A 23,264-nucleotide genomic window follows, 5' to 3' on the forward strand; every position below is an offset into this window, starting at 1 on the left:
CACTGATGACCATGACACCCGACCAGGCCGCCTGGTTCGCCGCCACGTTCGAGAAGCTCGTGCAGAACGTCGGGCAGGCCGTGCTCGGCAAGTCCGAGGTGGTCTCGCTCGTGCTCACGGCGATGCTCGCCGAGGGGCACGTGCTGCTCGAGGACGCGCCGGGGACCGGCAAGACCAGCCTCGCGAAGGCGATCGCGGCGACGGTGCAGGGCACCAGCAACCGGATCCAGTTCACGCCCGACCTGCTGCCGAGCGACGTCACCGGCGTGACGATCTACGACCAGAAGTCGGGGCGCTTCGACTTCCACCGCGGCCCGATCTTCGCGTCGATCGTGCTCGCCGACGAGATCAACCGCGCCTCGCCGAAGACGCAGTCGGCGCTGCTCGAGGTGATGGAGGAGTCGCGGGTCACGGTCGACGGCGTCGGCCACGAGGTCGGGCGGCCCTTCCTCGTCATCGCCACGCAGAACCCGATCGAGCAGGCCGGCACCTACCGCCTGCCCGAGGCGCAGCTGGACCGCTTCCTGATCAAGACCTCGATCGGCTACCCCGACGCGGCGTCCGCCGAGCGGATCCTGGCGGGTGCGGGGGAGCGCAACCCCTCCGCCGGGCTGCGCGCGATCATCACGACCCAGGCCGTCGCCGACATGGCCGACCTCGCGGCGACCGTGCACGTCGACGGCGCCGTGCTGCGCTACGTCGTGCAGCTCGCCGAGGCCACCCGCTCGGCGCCGGAGACCCGGATCGGCGTCTCGGTCCGCGGCTCGATGGCGCTGATCCGCGCCTGCAAGGTCTGGGCGGCGGCGAACGGCCGGCACTACGTGCTTCCGGACGACGTCAAGCAGCTGGTCGCCTCGGTCTGGCTGCACCGCTTCGTCCTCGATCCCGAGGCCGAGTTCGCCGGCGCCACGGCCGACGGCGTGCTCGGGCGCGTGCTCGCCGAGGTCGCCGCGCCGCAGGAGCGTCAAGCGGCATGACCGGGATCGGAGTGCTCCGGAGGGAGGGGCTCGCGCGACGCGCGGGCGCCGCCGTCGAGCGGTCGCGCCACGTGGTCGAGACGGCCGGCGTCTTGCTCGCGCCCGTGCGTTCCCGCGCCGTGCCCGTGGTCGCGGTGGCGACCTCGTTCGCCTGGGTCCTCCTCGCGCTGGCCGGCCTCGCCTGGATCGTCGGCGCGGTGCAGGGCTGGAGCGAGCTGGTCCTGCTCGCGGTCCTGGCGCTGGCGGTGCTGATCGCCGCCGCTCCGTTCATGATCGGGCGCTCCGCCTACTCCGTCGACCTCGATCTCGCGACCACCCGGGTGGTCGCGGGGGAGCGGGCGGTCGGCCGCGTCGAGGTGCGCAACGCCTCGGCCCGCTCGCTCCTGCCCGCGCGGGTCGAGCTGCCGGTCGGCGGCGGGCTGGCGGTGTTCCCGCTCCCGCGGCTGGAGGCGGCGGCCGTGCACGAGGAGCTCTTCACCATCCCGACGGCGCGGCGCGGTGTGATCCGCGTCGGACCCGTCCGCTCGGTCCGCGGCGACGGCCTCGGGCTCTTCCGCCGCGTCGTGCCGCACACCGTGCCCGGCGACCTCTTCGTGCACCCGCGCACCGTCGCCGTCGGCGGCTCGTCGTCCGGCTTCCTCAAGGACCTCGAGGGCCGGCCGGCCCCGGAGCTCTCCAACAACGACGTCTCCTTCCACGCCCTCCGCGCCTACGCGCCCGGCGACGACCGCCGCTACGTGCACTGGAAGACCACGGCGCGCACCGGCACGCTGATGGTGCGCCAGTTCGAGGAGACGCGGCGCTCGCACCTCGCGATCGGCCTGTCGCTCGATCCCGCCGACTACCGCGACGACGAGCAGTTCGAGCTCGCCGTCTCCAGCTGCGCCTCCCTCGGCCTCCAGGCGCTGCGCGACGGGCAGCAGCTCAGCGTGCTCGTGCAGGGCCGGTCGCTGCACGCGGGCATAGGCAAGCGCCTGCTCGACGACCTCTCCGGGGTGGAGCTCGGGCAGAGCAGGGGCGACCTCGTCGGCCTGTCGCGCTCCCTCGCCCGCTCGGTGCCGCAGGCGTCGGTCGTGATCCTCGTCGTCGGCTCGGAGGTGACGGCACCGCGGTTCCGCTCGGCGGCCCGGCAGCTGCCCCCCGACGCCCGCGTCCTCGGCGTGAGCTGCGACGAGGATCGGCCCGCCGCCCGCCGCAGCATCGGGGAGCTCGCGCTGCTCAGCGTCCCGGCTCTCGAGGAGCTGCCGGCGGCCGTGCGGCGAGGTGCCGCGTGAGGGGCCGGGCACCGGCGGCCGTCGCCGTCGATCTGGTCGCCCTCGCGGTGCTGCTCGCCGTCGGCGCGATCGGCTTCGGCCGGGTCTTCGCCGGCGCGGACCACCTCGTCGCGGGCGGCCTCGGGATCGTCGCCGGTCTCGCGGTCGGCGCCCTCGCGGCGCGAGCCCGCTGGGGCCTGCTGACGACGACCGCGGTGACCGCCGCCGCCTACTCCCTCGTCGGCACCGCGGCGGCGTTCCGCTCCGCGGGCCTCCTCGGCGTCATCCCGAGCCCGGAGAGCCTCCTGGGCCTCGCGACCGCGCTGGTCACCTCGTGGAAGAGCCTGCTCACCGTCGAGCCGCCGGCGAACGGCTTCCCGGAGCTGCTCGTCGTGCCGTTCTGCGCCGCGCTGGTCTGCGCCGTCGTCGCGGCGACGATCGCCCTGCGCGCCCCGCGCCCGGTCTGGGCGCTCGTGCCGGCCGCGGCTCTGGTGCTCGTCTCGATCCTCTTCGGCACCGCGGACGCCGTCGCGCCCCTCGCCCAGGCGATCGCCTTCGGCGTCGTCGGGCTGGCCTGGGCGGCCTGGCGCCGCCAGTCGGCGCAGACCTCCGCCGCCGGCGGCGACGGGGCGGTCGACCCCTCCGCGGTCCGTCAGCTGCGGCTGCGCCGGATCGGCTCCGGCGCCCTCGTCCTGGCGCTCGCGGCCGCAGTCGTCGGCGTCTCCGCCGGCGCCGTCGCCCCGGCCGGGTCGCGCTCGACTCTCCGCGAGGACATCGTGCCGCCGTTCGACCTCGACGACTACCCGACGCCGCTCGCCTCCTTCCGCAAGACCGTCCGCGATCAGAAGGACGCGACCCTGTTCACGGTGTCGGGCCTGCAGGAGGGCGTGCGGGTGCGCCTCGCGACCATGGACGCGTACACCGGGACCGTCTTCGACGTGACCGGCGGCGGGGGCGGCTCCGGCAGCTTCGCCCGCGTCGGCAGCACCATCGCCGGCGAGCACGAGGGCACGCCGGCCGTGCTCCGCTTCACCGCGGCGGACCTCGGCGGAGTCTGGCTGCCAGACGCGGGCTACCCGTCGTCGATCGAGTTCGCCGGGCCGCGGGCCGAGGCGCTGAGCGGATCGCTGCACTACAACGACGAGACCGGCGTCGCGGTCGTGACCTCGCGGCTCGCGGCCGGCGACTCCTACACGCTGACCACGACCCTCCCCCCGGTGCCGAGCGACGAGGACCTCGCCGACGCCGTCGCGGCACCCGTCACCGTGCCGACGCCGGTCGACGTCCCGGAGGCGCTCACCGACGCGACGCTCGCCTCGGTGGGTGAGGCGACCACCGCGCTCAGCCAGGTGCGGGCGATCGCGACCACGCTCTCGACGCAGGGCTACTTCAGCCACGGCCTCGAGGGCGAGGCGGAGTCCCGCCCCGGTCACGGCTCGGAGCGGCTGCAGCTGCTGCTCACGGACGAGAGGGGGATGGTCGGCGACGACGAGCACTACGCGACCACGATGGCGCTGATGGTCGACGAGCTCGGTCTCCCGGCCCGCGTGGTGATGGGCTACTACCCGGCGGCCGGGTCGGATCTCTCCGGCGACGTCGCGCTCACCGGCGACGACCTGCACGCGTGGGTCGAGGTCGCGTTCGCGGAGCACGGCTGGGTGGCCTTCGATCCCACGCCGCCGAAGGAGCAGATCCTGCAGGATCAGCAGCCCGAGCCGGCGGCCCAGCCGAAGGCCCAGGTCCTCCAGCCGCCGCCGCCCCCGCAGGAGCCGGCCGTCGTGCCGCCGGACGTGGTCCAGGAGGACGAGACCGAGGACGACCGGGGCCCGGACCTGGGCTGGATCGGCGTCGTGCTCGCGGTCGCCGGCGGAGTCGTCGGCCTGGCGGCGCTGCTCTTCGGCCCCGCGCTGCTCATCGCGGCCCTCAAGCGCCGACGCCGCCGGGCGCGGGTGGGCGCCGAGCATGCGGCCGACCGGATCAGCGGCGGCTGGGACGAGGTGCTCGACCGCGCCGCCGACCTGGGGACCGTCGTCCCGGCCGGGGCCACCCGCCTCGAGGACGCGGCTCTGCTGCACTCCGAGTACCCGAGCGCAGGGGTGGCGGTCCTGGCCCGGCGGGCCGATGCCGCGGTCTTCGGGCCGCTGGATCCGGTCGACGCCGAGGTCGCCGCCTTCTGGGAGCAGACCGACGCGCTCGTCGCGGAGCTGCACGCCACCGTCTCGCCCTGGCGGCGGCTCCGGGCGCGCCTGTCCCTGCGCTCCCTGCGGCCGGCCTGGCTGACCCGCGCCACCACCGCCGCCCGCGGCGCCCGGACGAACACGACGGGGCGACCCGCGAGGAACGAGGATCTCCATGGCTGACACGACGACGTCCGGCTGGGTGTGCTCGCGCTGCTCGACGACGATGGACGCGAGCGCGGCGTTCTGCCGCGGCTGCGGGGCGGCTGCCCTCAGCGCCGGGACTCCGCGCCGGACAGCGGCCGTGCCGTTCGGCGTTCCGGCCGCGCTCGGCCCCCGGGTCGGGGCCTACCTGCTGGACAGTGTCATCGTCGGCGTCTGGTTCTTCCTCTCCTACGTGATCGTCTGGCTCCTCACCTGGGCGCTCTGGCAGACGGCCTCCACGACCGGCGCCTACAGTGCGATCGCGTACTTCGGAGCGTTCGGGCCGACCGTTCTGATCCTCGCCTTCGGCCTCTTCTACACGAAGGCGCAGGGCGGGCGGGGCACCCCGGGGATGCGGATGCTCGGTCTGCGCCTCGTGCGCTACGACAGCGGGGAACCGCTCGGATTCTGGAAGGCGGCCGGCCGGAACGTCGTCTTCAACCTCTGCGCCGCGATCATCGTCGGCTACTTCTCGCCGCTGTTCGACACCTCGGGGGAGAACCGCGGCTGGCACGACCAGGCCACGGGCACCTGGATGATCGACACCCGCTCGGCGGGCGCGTCGCGTCCCGTCTCGTCCCTGCGGGAGGCGCCGGTGCCGACCTCGTCGGTGGCCGTGGTCGCCGACCTCGACGAGCCGGTCGTTCCGCGTGCGACAGCGGAGTCGTCGGTCGCCGCTGCCGTGCCCGCTGCGTACTCCGCGCCCCTCGCCTCCGCGCCCGCGACCGCCGCGCCCGCCGTGTACTCCGCGCCGGCCGCCGCGCCGGCGAGCTTCGCGGGACCGCCCGCAGGCGGCGTGATCTCCGCCGTGCCCGGCTCCGCCGCCCCGGCTCCGGCCCGGCCGAGCGCCCCCGCGCACGAGCCGGAGGACCTCGAGCTCACCCGGATGAGCGCCGGCGCCCCCGCGCAACCGCGCCCGCGCGCGGTCCGGCTCCGCTTCGACGACGGGACCGTCGTGGTCGTCTCCGACTCCGCGCTCGTCGGCCGCAACCCCGCGCCGCGCACCGGCGAGGCGGCGGGCGAGCTGGTGGCGCTCGCCGACACGACCCGCTCGATCTCGAAGACGCACGCGCGGCTCGAGCTCCTCGGCGACGAGCTCTCGGTGATCGACCGGCACTCGACCAACGGGACCGGGGTCGTGATCGACGGCACGGCGACCCCGGTGCCGCCCGGCGGTCGCGCCGCGGTGCCCGTCGGCGCCACGCTGACCTTCGGCGACCGCACGGCGGCGGTGGAGTGGGCATGAGCGCTGCGGGCAGCCCGATCGCCGTGCAGTGGGGCAGCGCCACCGACCGCGGGATGAAGCGGGCGATCAACGAGGACTCGCACGTCGCGGAACCCCCGGTCTTCGTCGTCGCCGACGGCATGGGCGGGCACGACGCCGGAGAGGTCGCCAGCGCGATCGCCGTCGACGAGTTCCGCAGCCTGGTCGGCCACGACACGGTCCGCGTCTCCGAGATCGAGGAGTGCTTCGCCGGCGCCCAGGTCCGCATCGCGGAGCTGGCCCTCAGCACCGAGCGCAGCGCCGGGACGACCGTCAGCGGACTGGCCATCGCCGAGATCGAGGACCTGGGCTACTGGCTCGTGTTCAACCTCGGCGACTCCCGCACCTACCGCATGGCGCACGGCGCCCTCGAGCAGGTCAGCGTCGACCACTCGGTGGTGCAGGAGCTCGTGGAGGCGGGCGAGCTCGACGCCTCCGGGATGCAGACCCACCCGCAGCGCAACGTGATCACCCGGGCGCTGGGTGCGGGCAGCGCCGGTGCGCCCGACTTCTGGCTGCTCCCCGCCGCGACGGGCGACCGGATGCTGGTCTGCTCCGACGGGCTCACCACCGAGCTCGACGACGCCCGCATCGCTCTCGTCCTGCGCGACGAGGCCGACCCGCAGGCCGCGGCCACCCGGCTGCTGCACGAGTCGCTCCTCCACGGCGGCCGCGACAACCTGACCGTGCTGGTCATCGACGCGACGGCCGTCAGCGCCGGCGACGACCTCGATCGCACCGTGCCGAGCGACCGGCTGCCGCTCGCCACCGCCGTCAGCGACGACACCGTGCCGCGCGCGATCGTCACGCGCGAGATCGTCGCGGCACCGTTCGTCGCCGGCACTCCCGACACCGAGGGGGCTCGCCCGTGACCGAGATCCGCTATCGACCCGGCCGCTGGTTCGGCGTCGTCTCCGACCGCGGGATGGCGCTGCTGCCCGACGTGCTGGGCGAGGAGGGCGTCAAGCAGGTCTCCGAGGCCTTCGCGGCGGGCCGCGGCCTCGCGGGCGTGCTCGAGTCGCTCACCGGAGTCTTCGGGGCCGGCCTGCTGGCGCTCCCGCCGTTCGCCGTCGTCTCCCTCGAGGACGACCTGTCGCGGGTCGCGGTCCGCGGCGATCTGCTCGTCGAGGTGATCGAGGAGCTCGGCGACGACGCGCCCGTCGTCGCACTCTCCGGCGAGGGGGTGACCACCTGGAACGAGCGGATGATCGCCGCTCCGGTCTCGATCAGCCTGCGCGTCAAGGCGGGCCGGCGCGGGGCGGCGCTGAGCCTGCCGATCGGCAGCGGGGTCGTGCTCTGCTCGCGGCTGACGGCGACGTTCCGGGGCGCGACCCTCGAAGCCCGGCCGGTCGGCGCGGAGGTGGGCGACGTGGCGGATCCGACCGAGGAGGAGCCGGTCGTCGAGGTCGTGCCGGTCGTCGACACGGCGATCGTCGAGCCGCAGGTCGTCGGGGTCGCTGCCGTCGAGGCTCCCGCCGCGCCGCCGCCGGCCGAGGAGGCCGTCCCGGTCGTGGTGGCGCCGGTGGTCGCGGTGCCGGTCACCGTCGAGCCGGTGCTCGTCGAGCCGGTCGTCGTCGATCCGGTGGTCGTCGAGCCGCAGGACGCGGACCCGGCGTCGGTCGGGCGGATCCCCGCCGCCGAGCCCGCGGCCGAGACCGGCGAGCTCGACGAGTGGGGCTACTCCGCCCCGCCCGCCGCCGCGCCCCCTGCGGCTCCGGCGCCGCCCGCCGTCTCCGCGCCGGCCGCCGCGCCCGAGCCCGCCGCCGCCCCCCTCGGCCACGACGAGACCCGCGTGCCCGTCTCCGACACGGTCCGCGCCGCCGACGACGAGTACGACCACCTCTTCGGCGAGACCGTCGCCCGGGTCGTCGAGGACGCCGCGATCCGCGAGCCGGAGGACGAGCACGGGCTGATCGACCTCGTCCCGGCCGCGTCGCCGTCTCCGGAGGTCGGAGACGGGGACCACGACGGGCACACGATCTCGATCGCCGAGCTGCGCGCCCTCGCGCCCGCCCCGGCGACGCCGACGCCGACGAGCGCGATCGCCCGCCTCGAGCTCTCCACCGGCGACGTCGTCGAGCTCGACCGTCCCGTCGTGATCGGCCGGCGCCCCTCCGCGGGCCGCGTGGCCGCGCACGAGCTGCCGCGGCTGATCACCGTGCCGAGCCCGCTCCAGGACATCTCGCGCAGCCACGTCGAGGTCCGCGCGGAGGGCCGGTTCGTCGTCGTCCGCGACCTGGCGTCGGTGAACGGCACGCTCCTGCTCCGCTCGGGGCAGGTGCCCGTGCGGCTCACCGGGTCGGAGTCGATGGTGCTCGCCGGCGGCGACGTCCTCGACCTCGGCGACGGCGTCACCGTGACGATCCGGGAGCAGGCATGAGCGCGCCGCGGTCGTCCCCGCCCCCCGCGATCCAGGGCTTCGAGTTCCAGCGGCCGCTGGGCTCCGGCGGCTTCGCCGACGTCTTCCTCTACGAGCAGGCCCGCCCCCGGCGCACCGTCGCGATCAAGGTGCTCCGCGCAGGCCTGACGACGGATCGCGAGCGCGACGCGTTCGAGGCCGAGGCGAACCTGATGGCCTCCCTCTCGACGCACCCGTCGATCGTCACCATCTACCAGGCCGACATCGCCGCCGACGGCCGGCCCTACCTGGCGATGGAGTACTGCCCGAACCCCAACCTCGCCGTCCGGCTGAAGAGCGGCCGGCTGGCCGTCGCCGACGCGCTGCGCATCGGCATCCAGGTGGCCGGCGCGGTCGAGACCGTGCACCGCGCGGGCATCCTGCACCGCGACATCAAGCCCGCCAACGTGCTCGTGACCGCCTACGACCGGCCGGCCCTCACCGACTTCGGCATCGCCGGAGCGCTCCTGGACGGCTCCGCCGACCTCGCAGGACTGTCGATCCCATGGTCGCCCCCCGAGGCGTTCGGCGCCGAGATCCCGAACGAGGTCGCCCTCGACGTCTACGCCCTCGGCGCGACCGTCTACTCCTTGCTGGCCGGGCGCTCGCCGTTCGAGCTGCCGGGGCGCTCGATCAATTCGCACGAGCTGATCGAGCGGATCCGCTCGGCGCCGCTGCCGCCGCTCGGGCGCGCCGACGCGCCGGCCTCGCTCGACCGGGTGCTCGCCATCAGCATGGCGAAGGCGCCGCAGGGCCGTTTCACCACCGCCCTCGAGTTCGGCCGCGCCCTGCAGCGGATCCAGGTCGAGCTCTCCCTCGCCGTCACCACGGCCGACGTGCTCGACGACGCCCTGCCGCAGGAGCGGGTGGAGGAGGAGGACGACGGCAACACCCGCATCCGCGGCATCGTCAGCATCGATCCGGTGCCGCGACCCGTCGCTCCTCGCGCGGCCGCGCCGGCGCTCGCCGAGATCTCCGGCGTCCCGGCGTTCGACCTGGAGCGGACGATGGCGCGCGGGTCCGCCGCCTCCTTCGTCGCCCCGGCTCCGCTGTCGGAGCCCCGCGCGCCGGTCCAGGAGCCGCCGCGGAGCGCACCGGCACCCGCACGCCGTCGCCGGCCGCTCGTGATCACCGGGATCGCGGTGCTTGCCGCCGCCTCCGTCGCGGGCGGGGCCGCACTGGTCGCGGCGATGCCGACCTCGACCGCGGACCCCCGCCGCACCACGGCGCCCGAGGCTCCCGCCGATCCGGTCGGGTGGGTCGACGTCCCCGCCGTCACCGGACTCACCGGCGCGGTCGGTGCCGACGGCGTCGTCTTCACCTGGACCAACCCGCAGCCGGAGGACGGCGACCGCTTCCTCTGGGCTCCGGCCGGCACCGGCTCGATCCCCGATCCCCGTACGCAGGAGGAGAGCACCGTGACGGTCCCCGCCGATGCCTCAGGACAGACCTGCCTCGAGGTGACGCTGCTCCGCCAGAGCGGCCGCGCCTCGGCCCCGACGACGGCGTGCGCGCCGTGAGCGGGTCCGTGCCGATGCCGGTCGTCGCCGACGCCGAGCTGAGCGTCGAGTTCTGCGGCGAGTGGTTCCCGCTCGGCGACGAGCCCTTCGAGATCGGCCGGGAGGGCGCCCTCGACCTCGACGACAATCCGTTCCTGCACCGGCGGTTCCTGCAGGTCGTCCGCGCCGAGGGTCTCTGGTGGCTCTGCAACGTCGGGAGCCGGCTGTCGGCGACCGTCACCGACGGCTCGGGCGGCATCCAGGCCTGGCTCTCACCCGGCAGCCGCCTGCCGATCGTGTTCGGCACGACGATGGTGGTGTTCACGGCCGGTCCGACCACCTACGAGCTGACGCTGTACTCGAGCAGGCCGACCTTCGACTCCGTGCTCGCACCGCGCGCCCTCACCGGGGCGACGACGATCGGCGTGACCCCGTTCACGGCGTCGCAGCGGCTGCTGATCGTCGCCCTCTGCGAGCCGATGCTGCGCCGGGAGGGCACCGGCACGAGCGTGATCCCGAGCTCGGCCAAGGCGGCGGCGCGGCTCGGCTGGACGCAGACCCGGTTCAACCGCAAGCTCGACAACGTCTGCGAGAAGCTCGCCCGCGTCGGCGTGCAGGGCGTGCGCGGCGAGACCGGCTCGCTGGCCACCCACCGCCGCACCCGCCTGGTCGAGTACGCGGTCACCAGCCGACTGGTCACCCGCGCCGATCTCGCGCTCCTGGACGCGCCGCAGGACGAGCCGGACGAGGACGGGACCGACTGATGCGCCTGAAGCTGACACTCCGACGCGCCTCCGGCTCGAGCACGGACGTCGTCGTCACCGTCGATGCGACCGTCTCGGTCGGCGCGGTGGCCGCGGCCCTGCTTGAGGCCGACCCGCTGCGGACCGACCGCGAGCACGCGGGATCCGGCGGCGGCGGACCGGTCACCCTCGACGTCCTCGGCGCGAGCGGCCTCGACCGCCCGCGCTCGATCCACCCCGATCTCGCGATCGTGGAGGCCGGCATCCGCTCCGGGGGGACCGTGCAGATCTCGCGGGCCGCCGCCGCGGACGGCGCCGACCGGGACCGCGGCCCGGCGGTCGCCGTGCTGCGCGTGCTCTCGGGCCCCGACGCCGGCCGGGAGTTCCCGCTCCCGGCCGGCACCAGCCGTCTCGGCCGGGAGCGCGGGGTCGACGTGCGGCTCTCCGATCCCCTGATCTCCAAGCGGCACGCGAGGGTGAGCATCGGCGAGACGGTGGAGATCATCGACACCAACTCCGCGAACGGCCTCAGCATGGGCGGGCGGCTCGTGCAGCGGGCGATGCTCACCCCGGCCGACGTCGTCGTGATCGGCGACAGCGCCATGAGCGTCGTTCCGCTCGCCCGCCTCGGCGGCGCCCCGCCCACCACTCCGGTGATCGACTTCACCCGCTCGCCGCGGGTCGTCGTGCGGTTCGAGGAGCGCGTGCTCCCCGCCCCGACGCCGCCGTCCCGGCCGACGCCCCAGCGGTTCCCGCTGCTCGCGCTCGTCGCCCCGCTGATCATGGGCGCCGTGCTCTACGTGCTCACGCAGCAGCTGCTGAGCGTGATCTTCGTCGCCCTCAGCCCGCTGCTCGCGATCGGCACCTGGATCGATCACACCGTCACCGCGCGGCGGACCCGGAAGGCGCAGGTCGCCGCGTTCTCCCGCTCGCTCGAGGCCCTCGAGGAGGACGTCCGGGCCGCGCAGGCCGTCGAGCGGGCCGTCCGCCTCGCCGAGCAGCCGTCGGCCGCCGACGCGGTCACCGCGATCGCCCAGCGCGGCGAGGACCTCTGGACCCACCGCCCCGAGCACCGCGGCTTCCTCGCGGTGCGGCTCGGCGTCGGCTCGCTCCCCTCCCGCTGCCGGATCGAGCAGACCGCGGGCAACGACACCGAGCCCGAGTTCCTCCGCGAGCTGGCCGCGACCGTCGAGCGTCACCGCCTCGTGCACGGCGTTCCCGTCGTCGCCGAGCTCCGCAGCAGCGGTGCGCTCGGGATCGCCGGGCCGGCCGCCGTCCGCGCCGATGTCGCCCGCGCGATCGCCGTGCAGCTGGTCGGCACGCACTCGCCGGCCGAGCTCGCCGTCGCGGCGCTCACCTCGCCCGCCTCGCGCCCGACCTGGTCGTGGCTGGAGTGGCTGCCGCACACCGGCTCGGTGCACTCGCCCCTCGCGGGGGAGCACCTCGCCGACAACCCCGGATCCGGCGCATCGCTGCTGTCCCGGCTCGAGGAGCTCGTCGAGGAGCGGCGCGAGGAGGGGCCCGCCCTGCGCGGCTCGGTCGGCCCCGAGGAGGCCGACCGCCTGCCAGATCCCGTGACGCCCGCGGTGATCGTGGTCGTCGAGGACGACGCTCCCGTCGACCGGGCCCGGCTGATCCGGCTGGCCGAGCGCGGGCCGGACGCGGGCGTCCACGTGCTGTGGTGCTCCGCGAGCATCGCCGAGCTACCCGCCGCCGCCCGCAGCTTCCTGCTCGTCGCCGACCCGGGTTCGCCCGCGACGACCGGGCAGGTCCGGCTCGGCGAGCACTCGCATCCGGTGGTCTTCGAGACGGTCGACGCGAGCACGGCCCTCGCGCTCGCGCGCTCCCTCTCGCCCGTCGTCGACGGCGGAGTCCCGGTCGAGGACTCCTCCGACCTGCCGCGCGAGGTCGCCTACGCCGCACTGGCGGGTCCCGAGCTGATCGCCGCGTCCGGCGCGGTCATCGACCGCTGGCGCGAGAGCAAGTCGATCACCGTGCGCGACGGGTCCGCCCCCGTGCGGCGCCGCTCGGCCGGATCGCTGCGGGCGCTCGTCGGCTCGGCCGGCACCGAGCCGTTCTACCTCGACCTGCGCAGCCAGGGACCGCACGCTCTCGTCGGCGGGACCACGGGAGCCGGCAAGTCGGAGTTCCTGCAGACCTGGGTGCTCGGCCTCGCGTCCGCCTACAGCCCCGACCGCGTCGCCCTCCTCTTCGTCGACTACAAGGGCGGCGCGGCCTTCGCCGACTGCGTGCAGCTGCCGCACACCGTCGGCCTGGTCACCGACCTCTCGCCGCACCTCGTCCGCCGGGCGCTGACCAGCCTCCGCGCCGAGCTGCGCTACCGGGAGCACCTGCTCAACCGCAAGAAGGCGAAGGACCTCGTCTCGCTCGAGAAGACCGGCGACCCGGAGACCCCGCCGAGCCTGCTGATCATCGTCGACGAGTTCGCCGCGCTGGTGAACGAGGTGCCGGAGTTCGTGGACGGCGTGGTCGACGTCGCCCAGCGCGGCCGCTCGCTCGGTCTGCACCTGATCCTCGCGACGCAGCGGCCGGCGGGCGTCATCAAGGACAACCTGCGCGCGAACACCAACCTCCGCATCGCCCTGCGGATGGCGGACGCCGACGACTCGACCGACATCCTGGGCACGCCGATGGCGGCCTCCTTCGACCCCGGCATCCCCGGGCGCGGGGCCGCCAAGACGGGGCCCGGCAGGATCGCCGGCTTCCAGACCGGCTACGCCGGCGGGCGGACCACCGGTGAGGCGCCGCCGCCCCGGATCGACATCGAGGAGATGGCCTTCGGCTCCGGCACCGCCTGGGAGCAGAGCGCGGTCGAGGCGGAGGAGACCGGGGACCCCGGTCCGACGGACATCGCCCGCATGGTGGCGACGATCGGCCGGGCGGCCGCCGACGCGCGCGTCCCCGCACCGCGGAAGCCCTGGCTCGACGAGCTCGCCCCCGCCTACGACTTCTCGAAGCTGCCGCACCCGCGCACCGACGACCGCCTGCTGCTGGGGGTCGTCGACAGCCCGGAGACGCAGAGCCAGCCGACCGTCTTCTACGAGCCCGACCGCGACGGCAACATGGCAGTCTTCGGCACCGGCGGCTCGGGGAAGTCGACGACCCTGCGCTCGATCGCGGTCGCGGCGGCCGTGACGCCGCGCGGAGGCCCCGTGCAGGTCTACGGCCTCGACTTCGGCGCCAACGGCCTGCAGATGCTCAACGACCTGCCGCACGTCGGCGCGATCGTCCGCGGCGACGACGACGAGCGGGTCGTGCGCCTGCTCCGGATGCTCCGCGACCTCGTCGCCGGCCGCGCCGAGCGCTTCGGCGCCGTCGACGCCTCGACGATCGGGGAGTACCGCCGGCTCGCGGATCGCCCAGACGAACCGCGGATCCTGCTGCTCGTCGACGGCATCGGCGCTTTCCGGGAGGCCTACGAGTACGCCGGCACCAGTGCCTGGTTCAGCGTCTTCACGCAGATCGCGACCGACGGGCGGCAGCTCGGGATCCACATCGTCGTCGCGGGCGACCGTCCCAACTCGGTGCCCACCTCGCTCAACTCGACCATCCAGCGCCGCGTCGTGCTCCGCCTCGCCGCCGAGGACGACTACCTGCTGCTAGGCGTGCCCAAGGACGTGCTCTCCGCCACCTCGCCGCCGGGACGCGGCGTGAGCGAGGGCAGCGAGGTGCAGATCGCCGTGCTCGGCGGCGAGTCGAACGTGGCCATCCAGGCCCGCAAGATCGCCAGCCTGGCCGACGCGATGCGCCGGCAGGGCGCTGTGGCTGCTTCGCCCGTCGAGCGCCTCCCGGAGGTCGTACCTCTTGCCGGCCTGCCGGCCGTCGCATCGTCCGGCGTCTGCATCGGACTCGCCGACGAGGATCTCGCCCCGATCGGAGTGGACGCCTCCGGTGCGTTCCTGGTCGCAGGGTCGCCGGGGGGAGGACGGACGACCGCGCTCGCCTCGCTCGCTGCGGCACTGCGGCGAGGCGGGCGCGGAGCGCGCGTCGTCCACCTCGCCTCTCGGCGGTCCGGTCTCGGGGCCAGGCCCGCCTGGAGTGCCAGCGTCGTCGGGGTCCCCGAGGTCGCGGCGGCGGCCGATTCGCTCACCAGCGAGATCGAGCTCGGACGCTTCGGGCCGGCGGGCAGCGCCCTCGTGATCGAGGGGCTCACCGACTTCACCGGGACCGAGGCCGAGATGGCGCTCGACCGGCTCGTGCGAGCCGGTGTCCGGGCCGGCGTCTTCGTGGTCGGCGAAGGGGAGTCGTCGACATGGAGCCAGTCCTACACGCTCGCGCAGCCCTTCAAGGCGGGCAGGCGAGGCCTCCTGGTCGTTCCCGGCGAGACGGACGGCGACACGCTTCTCGGCACTCCACTCGGCAGGATCCGCCGCGCGGATCTTCCGCCCGGCCGGGGGTTCCTCATCGGTCGCGGCCGGTCGGTGAAGCTGCAGATCGCCACGGACTCGGGCTGAAGCACCCGGGGGGAGGCATGGGCACCCGTGCCCATCGACCCCCCGTCCAGCCCTCGATAACTTCTCCACAGGTCGACCGGGAACCCGCCAGCGGGAGCCGGACGGCCGGAGAACCAAGCCTCCGGATGCTCCGGAGCAACGACGAAAGGACGAACACCATGGCCGTTTGGGGACTCGACGTCGAGCAGGTCCGCCAGCTCTCGAGCAAGCTCAACCAGGAGGCGAGCACGATCCAGCAGGTGCTCTCGACCCTCACGAACCAGCTCGGCAACACGCAGTGGACGGGACCGGACGCGGAGCAGTTCCGCAACGACTGGTCGAGCACGCACGTGGCGGCACTCAACCGCGTCATCAACGCGCTGCAGGACGCTTCGCAGCGCGCCTCGCAGAACGCGTCGGCGCAGGAGAGCGTCTCGAACGGATGACCCGACGGGGGCGGGTTCCGACAGGATCCCGCCCCTCCGGTCGTCCGAGAGCGTCGAGGAGGAGAAGTGATGAGCAGTGGAATGTACGGCGCCGATGTGGCGCAGCTGCGCGACCTGGCGCGGCGGCTCCAGTCCGCCAGCGACCAGCTGAACGGCTCGCGCCAGCGCATCGGGAGCGGCATCCGCATCGCCGCCTGGATGGGCCCGGTGGCCGTGCGGTTCCGGATGCTGTGGGACAGCGAGTACAGCCGCCAGGTGCAGAGCGCCTCGGACGCCCTCGAGCGCATCTCGCGGGACGTCCTGAAGCAGGCTGAGCAGCAGGAACGCGCGAGCGCTCGCGACGGCGGTACTCGACTCGGTGGAGGCCGCCCGGACGGGACCACGGTCGGGCAGATCTCGCTGGAGGACTTCTCCGAGGCGATCAGGGCGCTCCTCGGAGTTCACGGACTCGCTTCGGACGGCGCCGCCTATCTCAAGGCCCTGCAGAAGATCGTCGACGCCGGCGGGACCGGGATGAACTCCATCGACGATGTGCTCAAGGAGTTCAAGTCGCTCGGCGGTGTCGCCAGTGCCATCGGATTCCTCTTCAACGGTTGGGACCTCTACTCCGCGGTACGAGACGGGGATACGGGGGGACAGGTGGAAGCGGCTCTGGACACCCTTGCGGGAGTCGCCGGACTCTTCATCCCGGGCGCGGGCCTCGCGTGGGAAGGCGGCAAGCTCATCGGCACCGGCATCTACCAGGGCGTGAACACCTTCTACGACAGCCCAGGAGGTGCCCTCGATCAGGGCGCACGGTTCATGTTCGGTGACAGCGCATCGTTCGACACTCTGACCCCTGAGCAGCACATCCGACTCGCCGAGCGCTACGAGGGCCTCGGCGGCTTCGGTCTGTCGATCGTCGACGGAGTAGCGGGCACGACGAACGACTTCTTCTACTGGATGGGGACGAAGCTGTGAAGACGATCAGCACCTTGTTCTCGGCTGAGCTGCTGTTCCTGGCTCAGGCCGAGGACCGTCGCGAGGTTCTCGCTTCGGCGCTCACGAGCGGGCTCTTCGGCGGCGATCTGCTCTCGGCGGACGCGGTCGCGGATGTGGGAGGGGCGACACTCGCTGCCCGCAGCGCGCTGGGCGCGACGGTGGAGGAGGCGGCGCTGGAGGAGGTGCGATCGGCGCTCCGACGGCTTCCCGAAAGCCCCGATCGGCTCCGGGTCGCCCGGGTGCTGATGAGGAGCGGGGAGCGGACGACCATCCTGGTCTGCCTCTCCTCGCGTGACGCGCCGGGCTGCCTCCTCCTCTTCTCTTTCCGGCCGGACGGCTCCGTCGACGTCGTGCTCCCTGAGCCAGGCGCGGTCATCGCCTGGTCGACGATCTTCAGTCGCGTCGAGGCCCCTGACATCGCCATGCTCGAGCGAGCTGCAGGTGGGAGCGCCGACGCGTTCGGATGGGCGAACGGCGTGGTCGGGCAGCGCCGAGCCGGCCGGCACTGGGAGGAGAAAGGGCGGGACGTCACTTTCGAGGCCTACGCGCAGAATGCGATGTCGCTGCTCGGGGAGACCCGTGCCTGAGCGGACGCGGCTCGCGCTGTCCGGCTCGACGGTCTGACATGGCCGGCCGCTCCGTCTCCGTCGCGGTCACCGCGACCGTCGCCGCGCTCGTCGTCGCCGCCGGCGCATGGGCGGCGCTCGCGACGCCGTGGGGGAGCGGCGTCGTCCGCGACGTCGCCTCCGGAGTCGTGCCCGCGAGCCCCGCCGCCCTCACCGGCGACGAGACGTACCTCGCGTCCGAGCTCGAGGCGCTCGTCGTCGGCGGGAGCGTCCTCGGCGAGCTGACCGGAGTGGACCCCGGCGACGGTGAGCTCGGCGTCGAGCGGGTCACCGACTTCCTCGGTGGAGGGATCGAGCCGGAGAGCTGCCGGGCGATCCTCGACGCCGACGCTCTCCACCCCGCCGGGTACCGCTCGCGCACGGGCGCCGGCTTCGAGAGCGAGCTGCTCCTGCTGCCCAGCGTGACTGCTGCCGCGGACCGCTACGGCGATCTGCTGCGTGCGTCGGGGCGCTGCCACCGCATCGAGGAGCGATCGCAGGACTACGACCTGCTCCGGACGACGACCTGGATCGAGAGCGGGACCGGGTCCGCGCCCTCGGACGGGCCCGACGATGCGGTGCACTGGTTCGCCGGCGTCCGCAGCGACGACGTCGGAGTCACGACGGCCGTGGTCACGGCGACCACGGGGAACGTGCTCCAGGTCTTCCGGCTCGTGCAGTCGCCGGACTCCTCCGGGCTCGGCAAGGCGGTCGCCGAGCGGCTCGCCCGATCCGCGTTGCTGGCTCTGCAGAACCGAGCGGACGGGGCGTCCGCGGTCGGCTACGCCTCCGGCACGCCCGTAACGCCGGACCCCGAGCCGACCGGCCTGTGGGCGCTCTCGCAGGACGGCCTGCCGGAGGCGCCGGCGACGGCGCTCTCGCCCGCCTTCTTCTCCTCCGCTCCTGTGCCGGCGCTCTGCGAGTTCGACGCGGGGACCCTCGTCGACGGCGTCCTGCCGACTCCCGCGGACGAGCCGGGCGGCGTGTACCTGCACGACGAGGGCGTCTCGACGGGGGCGCACCTCGCCGTCCTCGCAGCACCGACCACCGCGGACGCCGCTGGCGTCTCGGTGATCGGCTGCAGCCACGGCGGAGTCAACTGGCCCGACTCACTCGTCTTCTACGCTGCCGACGGACGCGTCCTCGATGCGATCGGACTTCCCGAGATCGTCCCTGGCGGCTATCGCGACCAGGTGCTCGACCTGACTGCCGACGCTGATGGAGGCTTCCGAGTCTCCTGGTACTGGGAGGACCTCGGCGGCTCGCAGCCCACCCGCCCGGTCACCGCGACGATGCGCTGGGACGGCACGCGTCTCGTGATCGCCGACGTGCTGATCGGCGAGCGCTCCACATGACGCCGACGTCTTCTTCTTCGCCACCCGCTCCGACTCCGAGGACGACACGATGACCCCACGCTCCTCCGGCTCCCCGCGCCCCGCAGGCAGCAGGGCCTGGATCCTGCCGACCGCCGCCGGCGCGCTCGTGCTGCTGACGCTCGTGACGGGCGCCGTGCTGACGGTGCCGACGCTCCTCGGTGGCGGCTCCGGCCTGCCCTTCCCCGGCGCTGCGGTGGAGCCCTCGACGAACGCCGCGGTCGACCCGGAGCCGGTCGACGCCGTCCCGAGCGCCGCCGGAATCCCGGCCGCCGACGCCCCCGCCGCGGCCCCGGACCCGGACCCGGGCGGCGTCCCGACGATGCTCATCCTCGACGCCTCCGGCTCGATGGTCCGCGACGTCCCGACGGGCGGCACCCGCATGGACGCCGCCCGGGCCGCCGCGACGACCCTCGTCCAGGGACTCGATCCGGCGAGCGAGCTCGGGCTGACGGTCTTCGGCACCGGCACCGGCAACTCGGACGCCGAGCGGGCGGCCGGCTGCTCCGACGTGACCGTCCTCCAGCCGGTCCAGCCCGTCGACACCGTCGGCTTCACGGCGGCGATCGCCGGCATCGTCGAGTCGGGCTTCACCCCGATCGGCCCGGCGCTGCGCTCGGCGGCGGAGCAGCTGCCCACCGACGAGCCGGCGACGATCGTCCTCGTCAGCGACGGCGTCGACACCTGCTCGCCGCCGTCCTCCTGCGAGGTCGCGGGCGAGGTGCTGAAGGCGCATCCGCTGCTCTCGATCGAGGTCATCGGCTTCGCGGTCGACGCCGACGAGCAGGCGCAGTCGCAGCTGCAGTGCATCGCGACCCTCGGCTCCGGCAGCTACGTCGACGCGGCCGACGCTGACCAGCTCGCAGCACGGCTGCGGGCGGCGACCGCGACCGGCGACCTCGTGACGGCCGAGGGCTACGGCAGGGCCCGCCTCGGGATGACCCTCGAGCAGGCGCGCTTCGCGCTCGACGGCTTCTCGGTGACGAGCGAGACCGTCGAGGTCGTCCTGGTCGAGTGCTCCTTCGCGACGCTCGAGTTCCGCGGTGGCGTGCTCACCGCCATCACCCCGAGGACCGGAGCATCGACCGCGGACGGGGTCGCGGTCGGCGCCGATGTCGCCGCCGCGCAGGCGATCTACGGCGCTCCGTCCGCGCCGGTCGCCGTCGACGACGGCTGGTCGGCCGACTTCGCCGCCGCCCCGGGCAGCGCGAGCGGCTACCGGATCGTCTACGACGGCTCCAGCGGCGGAGCGGTCGCGGGGACGATCCGCCGCATCGTCGTCTGCACCTGCGGACCCGACGCCTCGGCGGCCAGCCTCACGACGTCGCTCGTCTCGTCCTGGGAGGTGACGCTCGACGCCGTGGGGCCGATCGGGCTCGGCGAGTCGTTCGACGACGTGGAGGTCGACGTGCCGCTCGTCAGCGAGGGGCTGCCCGAGTACTGCACGTGGGCCCGGTACATCGACACCGGGAGCGACGCCGTCTCCGTGGACGTCGTGGCCCGGGCGGACAGCGACGAGCACCGGGTCCTGATGGTCGTGGTCCAGGGCTCGTCGGCCTTCGCGCCGGCCCCGCGGAGCTGGCGCGACATCGGCTTCGGCTCGTCCCTCGCGGAGCTGCTGGCCGCGCACCCCGATGCGGCGGTGATGCGCGACGAGATGTACGGCGACTACGCCGTGGTCAGCGGGGCGTCCGGCAGCTCGCTCTTCTTCCACCTCGAGCGGGACTACGTGGACGGCATCACCCTCGCCGAGGGCTCGGTCCCGCCCTACGAGTGGTGCGCGTGAGTCGCGCGGCGGTCCGCCTCGGCTGAGGTCGAGGGGGAGCGGGGGCTCAGGAAGCCGCCTTCTCCTCCTCCGCTTCGGCCGTCGAGGCCGCCTTCTTCGCGGCGGGCTTCTTCTTCGGGGTGATCTTCTCCGGAGCGGCCTTCTCGTCGTCGGTCTTCGCGGCGCTCTTCTTCGCCGGCGGCTTCTTGGCGGCGGTCTTCCTCGGCGCCGAGTCCTCGTCGGCCGAGGCGTCCTCGTCGGCCTTCTTCCTCGTCGTCCGCTTCTTCGCCGGCGCCTTCTCCTCGGGGTCCGCCTTCGCCCCCGCCTTCGCCCCGCGGCTGCGCTCGACCGAGCGCTTCAGCGCCTCCATCAGGTCGAGCACCTCGCCGCCGCCCTCCTCCTCGGGCTTCTCGCCGAAGGTCGCGGAGGTGTCGAGGGCGTCGCCCTGCTCGATCTTCGCGTCGATGAGGGTGCGCAGCTCGGCCTGGTAGGAGTCCTGGAACTTCGACGCGTCGAAGTCCTCCGAGTAGGAGTCGACCAGGTGCGAGGACATCTCCAGCTCGCGGGCGGCGATCCGGGTGGTGCCCTCGAGCGACGGGAACTCGACCTCGCGCACCTCGTCGGCCCAGAGCAGCGTCTGCAGCATCAGCAGCTTGCCGCGCACCCGCAGCGCCGCGAGCCGGGTCTTCTGCCGGAGCGCGAACTCGACGATGGCGGTGCGGTCGGTCTCCTCGAGGGTGCGGCGCAGCAGGACGTAGGCCTTGGGGGAGGAGGAGTCGGGCTCCAGGATGTAGGCGCGGTCGAACATGATCGGGTCGACCTGCTCGCTGGGCACGAACTGCACGACGTCGATCTCGCGGTCGCGCTCCTCCGGCAGCGCCTTGAGCTCGTCCTTGGACAGGACCACGGTGCGCTCGCCGTCGTCGTAGGCCTTGTCGATGTGGTCGAAGGTGACGACCTCGCCGCAGATCTCGCACTTGCGCTGATACCGGATCCGTCCGCCGTCCTTGTCGTGGACCTGGTGCAGCGGGATGTCGTGGTCCTCGGTCGCGCTGTAGATCTTCACCGGCACGTTGACCAGGCCGAAGGTGATCGCGCCCTTCCAGATGGCTCGCATGCGCCCAGTGAACACCGTGTCCCCCGGCCGCCGGAAGCCCTGTCGGACGTGAGGGAGCCCCCGACCGTCGAAGGGACCCGCCGCAGCTCGACGGTCCGGGGTCCCCTCAGGGCGGAACGACGGAGCCGCCCGGTCGTCGCGGAGCGACGGCCGGACGGCTCCGGGGCGGTGGCGGCTAGCCGCGCTCGGCGCTCCGGCGGCGCAGCGCGGCGAGCAGGAGCCCGCCGACGCCGCCGGCGATCAGCAGTCCGCCGAGGCCCAGCGGCAGGCCGACGTCGGCTCCCGTCGAGGCCAGGGGCGGGCGGCCGCCGGGGTGCGGCGCCACGGCGGTCGGCGTGCTGCTCGGGGTGGGAGCGGCCGTCGGCGCGGTGGTGGGCGCGGTCGTCGGGGCGACGGTCGGCTGCGCGGTCGGAGCGACGGTCGGCTCGGCGGTCGGGGCCACGGTGGGCTCCGGCGTCGGGGTCGGCGTGGTCGGGTCCTTCTCGGCGTCGATCGCGGAGGTGTCCGCGGCGAACGAGGCGGTCACGAAGGCGATGGCCTTCGACGTGATGCCGAGCGCCTCCTGGTTGATGTTGTCGATGTCGTCGGCGGCGGAGTGGTAGTTCGGGTCGTGCGTGATGCCGGCGGTGCCGCCGAACAGCGCGACCTCCTCCTCCGTCTTGACGTCGTCGGCGCCGGTGAAGACGCCCGAGGACGGGATGCCGACCGAGATGAAGCCGTCGTAGTCGCTGCGTCCGTCGAACGCGGTGTCGATCCAGGGCTGGTCGATCGAGTCGAAGTAGTCGGTGAACGCCTTCTCGGTCGCGATCGAGCCGGCGGGCACGTCCACGGGGGCCTCGTAGGTGGACTGGTCCGCGTCGTAGACGGAGATCACGTAGTTCGGCGAGGCGACCATGTCGAAGTTCATGTAGGTCGCGATCTTCGAGGCGTCCTCCTCCGTCAGGGAGTCGACGTAGGTGTAGGAGCCGACCAGGCCCACCTCCTCGGCGCCCCACCAGGCGAAGCGGACCGCGTTGGTCGTGTCGCCCGCGGCGGCCAGCTGCACGGCCGTCTCGAGCAGCGTCGCGGATCCGGAGCCGTTGTCGTTGATGCCGGGGCCGGCGGGCACGCTGTCGAGGTGCGCGCCGAGCATGACCACGTTGTCGTGGTCGCCGCCCGGGGTCTCCGTGACGATGTTGAAGGTCTCCACCTCGGTCGTCGTCTGGTCGATGAGGACCGAGGCGCTCGCGGGGAGTGACGCCAGCAGCGCCTGACCCTCGGCCTGCGTGACGCCGACGCCGGGGACGGCGGCCTCGTCCTGTCCGCCGAACGTCCCGTTGAGGGCGTCGCTCGGCGCGTTGTCGTAGATGATGATCGCGGCGGCGCCGGCGGCACCGGCGGCGACCGACTTCTCGAGGAAGCTGCAGGAGCCGCGGCTGACGAGCGCGATCTTCCCGGTGGCGTCGAGGCCGGTCCAGGCGTCCGTGGTGCAGCCGAGCGGATCGACGGGGGCGATGAGCTCGCCGGTCACGCCGCCCTCGGGCGTCGACGGAGTGAACTCCATCGGGGTGCCGACGGCGCCGGTCCCGGTGGTCAGCGTGAACGCGTCGATCGTCTGCGTCGCGGTGGTGAAGTCCTGGCGCTGCGTCGTGTAGCCGGCGCCCGCGAGGACCTTCTCCACGTACTCGCCGCTCAGCTCGTAGCCCGGGGTGCCGATCGCGCGGGTGCCGCCGTTGGCGTCCGCGATCGACTGGAGCGCCTCCAGGTGGGTCATGATGCCGTCGACCGTGACGGTGTCGGCGAAGTCGACCGGCTCGACGGCGCTCGCCGTCGGCGCGAAGGCGAAGCCGGCGACGAGGGCGCCCGCTCCGATCATCGCGCTCGAGCCGATCAGCGAGCGGCGTCGGCGGCCGCTCGGGGTGTTCGTGGTGGTTCGCGCCACTGGGGCTCCCTCTCCTCGAGAACGGGCCGCCGCGTCGGCGGCCCCGACGCGCACCTCCCGAAGACTGGGAGGGGATCGCGTCCTCTG

At 73.9% G+C, this 23,264-nt stretch carries 16 protein-coding genes; 14 read left to right on the top strand and 2 right to left on the bottom strand.

The genetic code is table 11. The features are described from left to right. Positions 1–5 precede the first annotated feature (5 nt). From C5C53_RS10890 to C5C53_RS10955, 14 genes are all read left to right on the top strand, one after another. Positions 6–977, top strand: coding sequence for a MoxR family ATPase (locus C5C53_RS10890; protein WP_181068034.1), 972 nt, complete (start codon positions 6–8; stop codon positions 975–977). Further along, the gene (locus tag C5C53_RS10895) at positions 974–2,251 is read left to right on the top strand and encodes a DUF58 domain-containing protein (protein WP_104222279.1); all 1,278 of its coding nucleotides are present in this window, start codon (positions 974–976) and stop codon (positions 2,249–2,251) included. Before C5C53_RS10890 ends, C5C53_RS10895 begins: the two co-directional genes overlap by 4 nt. After that, positions 2,248–4,590 carry a transglutaminase-like domain-containing protein gene (locus tag C5C53_RS10900; RefSeq protein ID WP_104267532.1) on the top strand — a complete coding sequence of 781 codons (2,343 nt, stop codon included), beginning with the start codon at positions 2,248–2,250 and terminating at the stop codon, positions 4,588–4,590. The genes C5C53_RS10895 and C5C53_RS10900 overlap by 4 nt, the downstream gene beginning before the upstream one ends. Then, positions 4,583–5,857, top strand: a complete 1,275-nt coding sequence (locus tag C5C53_RS10905; RefSeq protein WP_104267533.1) for an RDD family protein — start codon at positions 4,583–4,585, stop codon at positions 5,855–5,857. The genes C5C53_RS10900 and C5C53_RS10905 overlap by 8 nt, the downstream gene beginning before the upstream one ends. Further along, positions 5,854–6,747 carry a PP2C family serine/threonine-protein phosphatase gene (locus tag C5C53_RS10910; RefSeq protein WP_104267534.1) on the top strand — a complete coding sequence of 298 codons (894 nt, stop codon included), beginning with the start codon at positions 5,854–5,856 and terminating at the stop codon, positions 6,745–6,747. The genes C5C53_RS10905 and C5C53_RS10910 overlap by 4 nt, the downstream gene beginning before the upstream one ends. Next, the gene (locus C5C53_RS10915; protein WP_104222287.1) at positions 6,744–8,255 is read left to right on the top strand and encodes an FHA domain-containing protein; all 1,512 of its coding nucleotides are present in this window, start codon (positions 6,744–6,746) and stop codon (positions 8,253–8,255) included. The genes C5C53_RS10910 and C5C53_RS10915 overlap by 4 nt, the downstream gene beginning before the upstream one ends. Then, positions 8,252–9,793, top strand: coding sequence for a serine/threonine-protein kinase (locus C5C53_RS10920; RefSeq protein WP_104267535.1), 1,542 nt, complete (start codon positions 8,252–8,254; stop codon positions 9,791–9,793). The genes C5C53_RS10915 and C5C53_RS10920 overlap by 4 nt, the downstream gene beginning before the upstream one ends. Before the next feature lie 14 nt (positions 9,794–9,807). Further along, entirely contained in the window at positions 9,808–10,536 is a 729-nt protein-coding gene (locus C5C53_RS10925; protein WP_104222366.1) for a hypothetical protein, read from the top strand. Beyond that, positions 10,536–14,990 (top strand): FtsK/SpoIIIE domain-containing protein, encoded by a 4,455-nt coding sequence (locus C5C53_RS10930; protein ID WP_104267536.1) that lies wholly within the window; start codon positions 10,536–10,538, stop codon positions 14,988–14,990. The genes C5C53_RS10925 and C5C53_RS10930 overlap by 1 nt, the downstream gene beginning before the upstream one ends. Positions 14,991–15,148: 158 nt before the next feature. Next, complete coding sequence (locus tag C5C53_RS10935; protein ID WP_104222293.1) at positions 15,149–15,415, top strand: WXG100 family type VII secretion target; 267 nt, start codon at positions 15,149–15,151, stop codon at positions 15,413–15,415. Between the two features lie 69 nt (positions 15,416–15,484). After that, entirely contained in the window at positions 15,485–16,375 is an 891-nt protein-coding gene (locus C5C53_RS10940; RefSeq protein ID WP_146082207.1) for a WXG100 family type VII secretion target, read from the top strand. Then, complete coding sequence (locus tag C5C53_RS10945) at positions 16,372–16,983, top strand: hypothetical protein (protein ID WP_104222297.1); 612 nt, start codon at positions 16,372–16,374, stop codon at positions 16,981–16,983. The genes C5C53_RS10940 and C5C53_RS10945 overlap by 4 nt, the downstream gene beginning before the upstream one ends. A gap of 38 nt (positions 16,984–17,021) precedes the next feature. Continuing rightward, positions 17,022–18,356 (top strand): hypothetical protein, encoded by a 1,335-nt coding sequence (locus tag C5C53_RS10950; protein WP_104222299.1) that lies wholly within the window; start codon positions 17,022–17,024, stop codon positions 18,354–18,356. Positions 18,357–18,405: 49 nt separating this feature from the next. Beyond that, a complete protein-coding gene (locus tag C5C53_RS10955; protein ID WP_104267537.1) occupies positions 18,406–20,160 on the top strand; it encodes a VWA domain-containing protein in 1,755 nt (584 codons plus the stop codon). Positions 20,161–20,206: 46 nt separating this feature from the next. Here C5C53_RS10955 and C5C53_RS10960 read toward each other — a convergent pair whose 3' ends face one another. Together C5C53_RS10960 and C5C53_RS10965 are read right to left on the bottom strand one after the other, a co-directional pair. Continuing rightward, a complete protein-coding gene (locus C5C53_RS10960; RefSeq protein ID WP_104267538.1) occupies positions 20,207–21,256 on the bottom strand; it encodes a Ku protein in 1,050 nt (349 codons plus the stop codon). A gap of 175 nt (positions 21,257–21,431) precedes the next feature. Beyond that, on the bottom strand, positions 21,432–23,177 hold the full coding sequence (locus tag C5C53_RS10965) for a M28 family peptidase (RefSeq protein WP_258075410.1): 1,746 nt from the start codon (positions 23,175–23,177) through the stop codon (positions 21,432–21,434). Between the last annotated feature and the right edge of the window lie 87 nt (positions 23,178–23,264).

The organism is Rathayibacter sp. AY1E3 (assembly GCF_002932235.1).
In the GTDB taxonomy this organism is placed as follows: domain Bacteria; phylum Actinomycetota; class Actinomycetes; order Actinomycetales; family Microbacteriaceae; genus Rathayibacter.